At 36.8% G+C, this 4,584-nt stretch carries 3 protein-coding genes; all 3 read right to left on the bottom strand.

The window, feature by feature from the left end:
* Positions 1 to 1,965: CD1108 family mobile element protein (locus HMPREF1253_RS07680; protein ID WP_023056213.1), on the bottom strand; the 1,965-nt coding region annotated here is incomplete at its 3' end.
* A 3-nt stretch (positions 1,966 to 1,968) separates the two neighbouring features.
* Positions 1,969 to 4,398, bottom strand: a complete 2,430-nt coding sequence (locus HMPREF1253_RS07675) for a VirB4-like conjugal transfer ATPase, CD1110 family (RefSeq protein WP_000653488.1) — start codon at positions 4,396 to 4,398, stop codon at positions 1,969 to 1,971.
* Positions 4,310 to 4,584: PrgI family protein (locus tag HMPREF1253_RS07670; protein ID WP_036739850.1), on the bottom strand; the 275-nt coding region annotated here is incomplete at its 5' end. The genes HMPREF1253_RS07670 and HMPREF1253_RS07675, both read right to left, overlap by 89 nt.

The following is a 4,584-nucleotide window of genomic DNA, read 5'->3' as shown; positions in this document are numbered from 1 at the left end:
ACTACTACTGCTTTCCACCGCTACAAGCATTCCCACCTTGAGTTTTGACCTGTCTGATGTAAAAGTATAGTTTCTGTACATATCGCAGGCATTTCCGCCAATATATCCAAGACCTGCATTTTGATAGACCTGTGAAACCCACATGGCACACCAGCCTGCACCCGGAGATGGCGTGATGTATGCAGCATTAACAATCTTCTTTTGAACTTCACTTGATGCTTCATACTCAACTCCACCACCTACGCCACCATTTGCACTGATAAGGTCAGAATTTCCAAAGGCTTCTCCCATATTTCCTTGTGCAAGGAATAAGGCTTCATAGTGCTTTAAGTTATCGGGATAATCAGCAAAGACCTTTCGGATAATGCTGTCCATCTCTTTTTTATGCAGCGTTACAATGAGCTTTTTATACTCATAAGGTTCTTCATGACTTTCGGTATATTCGTTGCCATCTTCATCGGTATAGGTGTCTGTAACTGTCCTGTATCTGATTTCAACTTCTTCCCTATATTCAAGGTCATACATGGACTCAAACAATTCTTTTAATATGGATTCTACTTCCGATACACTCTTTACCTCTCCACATCTTGATGTAATATAGGATAAAAGCTCATGGACATTATGACCAATATACTCTGTATTATTTAAGATGTACTCGTCATAGCCGGGATAGTTATTTTTGACATGATCAACCTCATTTTGAAGCTCACTCTCCATAGCAGAAAAGCTCTGATTGATTTCATTTAGGACATTTGGCTTTGACAAATAGCTTGTTGTAAGAATAGAACTTGTGGAGTTCATAAAGCCTGTCATTCCCGTTCCTGCAAAGTTGATAAAGAAAGTTCCCAAAATAATAAGACCTATGAAAATAATCATAAGTCCCTTTGCTTTTCTTAATATAAATCTCTTTGAGCCTTTCAACGAGCCAATGAGGTTTTCTTTAATCCGATCTCTGAGCCTTGACTTATTCTCACGACGAATGGCTGCCTTTACCTGATTTTTCTTTTGAAATCTTTTATAGGCATTTGCTCTTTTATATTCATTCGTCTTTTTCAGGTTCTCTTTGGCATCACGAAATTCAAGCTTCGATTTTCGCTTCCTGATTTTATAATCCTTATTTGTAAGATCGTATCCTTTCTTCGCCTTTTTCTTATCAGAATATTTCTTTATGCCATGAATGAGTTTCGAGCTTGCGTCCGCTGTCTTTTCTCCTGCCTCTACCCCTTTATTTTCATCACTTCCATGAGAAAGATAATCCCTTACGGTTTCACTTCCTTTGGCAAGTCCTGAAAGGGCAGATACCTTTACCATATCTTTCTTTAGCTTTTTCCTCTGCTCTTTAGAAAGGCTACTATAAACTTTTTCGCTTGCAGCATCTTTTCCAGTCTTTTTACCTTCAGATTTATTTCCCTTTGACACATCTTCTTTTTTTCTTGTATAAAGGCTTTCGGTGTAGTTTTTCCTCTTATACTTTCTCTTTTTAGCCTCATGAGTTATAGAGGAACTTCCAAAAAACTCATCTTTTTTATGGAGATTATCATCCACATCATAGGTCGATTCAAAGTAGTCGCTGTCCCTAAAGTCATTATCGTATCTGTCTATAATCCCGTCATTATCAAGGTCTTTTCCTAAAGGATCATAGATTTTTCCATCCTTTACCTCCGTAATATAATCCGATCTTCCTGTTTCACTTACAGCAGCTATACTATCCTTATCAGAAGCTCTATATCTTGCATTTCTCTTGGATGTTCCATAAGCCTTTTCATTATCAGAACTTACCTTGTTTATTTTCTTATGAACCTTGTCCTGAAATCTGTCTTTGTCATGGACGATTTTTCCTCTGTAATCATCGTTGTGCTTTAGCTTACTTTCTTCAGATGTAGTGAATGTTTCACTATGGATCATTTCTCTTTCAAGACTTGCCTTATGCCTTTCCCTAAAATCCTTTTTCAGCTTTTTCCCCATAGGCTACCTCACTTCTTCAGGCTTGGTAGTCATCTTCTGATAGAGAATTGTATCTTTCGGGAACTTATCAAGGAAAGGAACAATGGTATTTCCAAAGAACAGTAATCCCTCGCCCTCATTTGAGTTGGTAACATATCTAAGCTGAGGAAGTGAGATTTTAAGTTTTCTTGCTAAAATTTCTCTGTCTCCTGACGCTTGATTTAGCATTAAGACAAAGTCGGTATTATCAAAGATATTTTCAATTTCCTTACTCATAAGTAGGTCTTTGACATTTTGCGTAATACCCGTAGGGATACCTCCCCACTTACGAAATCTTTTCCAAATCTCTACCGAATACGATGCTGTCTGTTCATCTTTTAGCAGCAAGTGGAACTCGTCGATATAGTACCTTGTAGCCTTGCTTCCTCTATTTTGAGATACTTTATTCCACACCTGATCCTGTATAACAAGCATTCCTATTTTCTTTAGCTGACTTCCAAGCTCTTTAATATCAAAGCACAGGAGTTTCTTATTTAAGTCCACATTTGACCTGTGATTAAAAACATTAAGGGAACCTGATACATAGATTTCCATCTCCGTTGCCAGCTTTTTACCGACCTTTTCTTCCTGTCCTTTTAACATATCGTATAGGTCTTGCAGTATTGGCATATTGTCAGGAGTTGGATTATCAAAATACTTTTCGTAAATCTTAGGTAAGCACCTGTCTATAACGGACTTTTCTTCTGCCGTAAGACCACTGCCGCCTACTACAAGCTCCAGCATACTCATAATGAAGTTTGCTTTGTCTTTCAGTGGCGCATCCCCATCGCCATAGTTCATATTTATATCAAGGGGATTCAGGTAATCTTTGGACTTACTGCTGACTTTAATGACTTCTCCATTAAATTGTCTTACAAGGTTTCCATACTCTCCTTCTGGATCGCAGATAATCACATCATCGTCCGTTACTAAAATTGCATTTGCCATTTCTCTTTTAGCACTAAAGGATTTACCACTTCCAGGAGTTCCGAGGATTAGACCGTTTGGATTTTTGAGTTTTTTCCTATCTGCCATAATCAGGTTATGGCTTAAGGCATTTAGTCCGTAATAAAGACTGTTACTTGAATTGATAAAAAGCTCCTCTGTGGTAAAGGGCATAAAAACTGCCGTAGATGATGAGGTTAGTCCTCTATCTATCTCAATCTTGTTTACGCCAAGAGGTAGCACGCTGATAAGTCCTTGTTCTTGCGTATGGTCAAGTCTTTTCAGCTTGCAGTTATGCTTATTTGCAATGGAACTTATCTGAGAGATTGTGTTATCAAGCTTTTGCACCGTTTTTGCAAAGTTCATAAAGACGATACTTACCACAAACATTCGTTCATCTCTTGTCTGCAAATCTTTTAAGAGACTCTTTACATCTTCTCCATAGGTGATTAAGTCCGATGGAAGAATGTCCATATCATAACCGCTTCTTACCGCTTTCTTATTTTCCTCAATTTTCATCTTGTCAATATCGGTATTTTTTCTCTTTACCATTTTAATAGCTTCCGATTGGTCGATTGCCTTAATATGAAAGGAAATATTGATGTTATCATCAATATCCAAAAACTCGGCAAGCATACGGTCTGAAAGCTCGCTGGCAAGAATTTGAAAATGGCTGACTGCCCCGATAAATTTTCCAAACTTAAAGTACCTTGAAGGCGTGAAGTTAAATTCATCAGGTACAATGTATGTTTTAGTGCTTTCCCTTTTCCTCAAATTTTTGTATGAAAACTCAAAGGTCTTATTGGGATTTAATATATCGTGAAGAATCTTGAGTCTTTCTTCCCCACTTAAACTTTCCGCACGAACTCCCATACTCTTTAGATTAGATAATATATCTATCTCCAGTCTTTCAAGTTTTGATGTTGCCTGCTCTAAATTATCCGCTTCTACTGTAAAGGTTACATACTTTGATTTTTTCAGTCCATTATTTCCCTTTACAATCTGACTTTTAAGCATCTCTCTAAACTCAAGACGTATATCGTCAAAACCGTCCTTTTTATCTGGTATCTGAATTGCCGACTTCATTTCTTCGTTTCGTCCAAGTTGATTGATATATGAAAACTCAATACTGATACTTGGATCAAAGGAGTTTAGAAAATTTGCAAACTGATTAAAAATAAGATCCCTATCTTCATCTAAAGCAAGTTGGTAGTTAATATCCTGAAAGGCTATGCTTTTACTAAAGTGCTTTTCGTCAAGCTGACATATACCACTTTTTAAGAGTCTATGATAGGGAATGGTATCTTCGACAGTATATCTTTTTGGTTCTTTTCTAAAAATAAGGTCAAGTAGCCCGCCTTTATCTTTTTTAGATTTTCCCTTATTTTGCTTTAAGTCCTGTCTTTGACTTCTTAACATCTTTTTGTTTTGTTCTAACTTTACCTGCTGAATCTTTCTTTTGTCTTTCAAGGTAAACCTCCTTTCTCACTCTTTTTTGTGGTTGATAAAACTTATGAAGGTAAATATATTTAAAATATTTCTCAAATGTCAGTCCGTCCTTTTCAAAAAGAGTGATGAAAAATATAGGGAGTGTGGACACAATGAGAAATATGACGGCTATATCATTTGGAACAACCTTTCGCATAAATAAATAGA

Source organism: Peptoniphilus sp. BV3C26 (assembly GCF_000478985.1).
Taxonomy (GTDB): domain Bacteria; phylum Bacillota; class Clostridia; order Tissierellales; family Peptoniphilaceae; genus Peptoniphilus_B; species Peptoniphilus_B koenoeneniae.
Note: the sequence above shows the minus strand (reverse complement) of the source record. Positions and strands in the feature narration are given on the sequence as shown.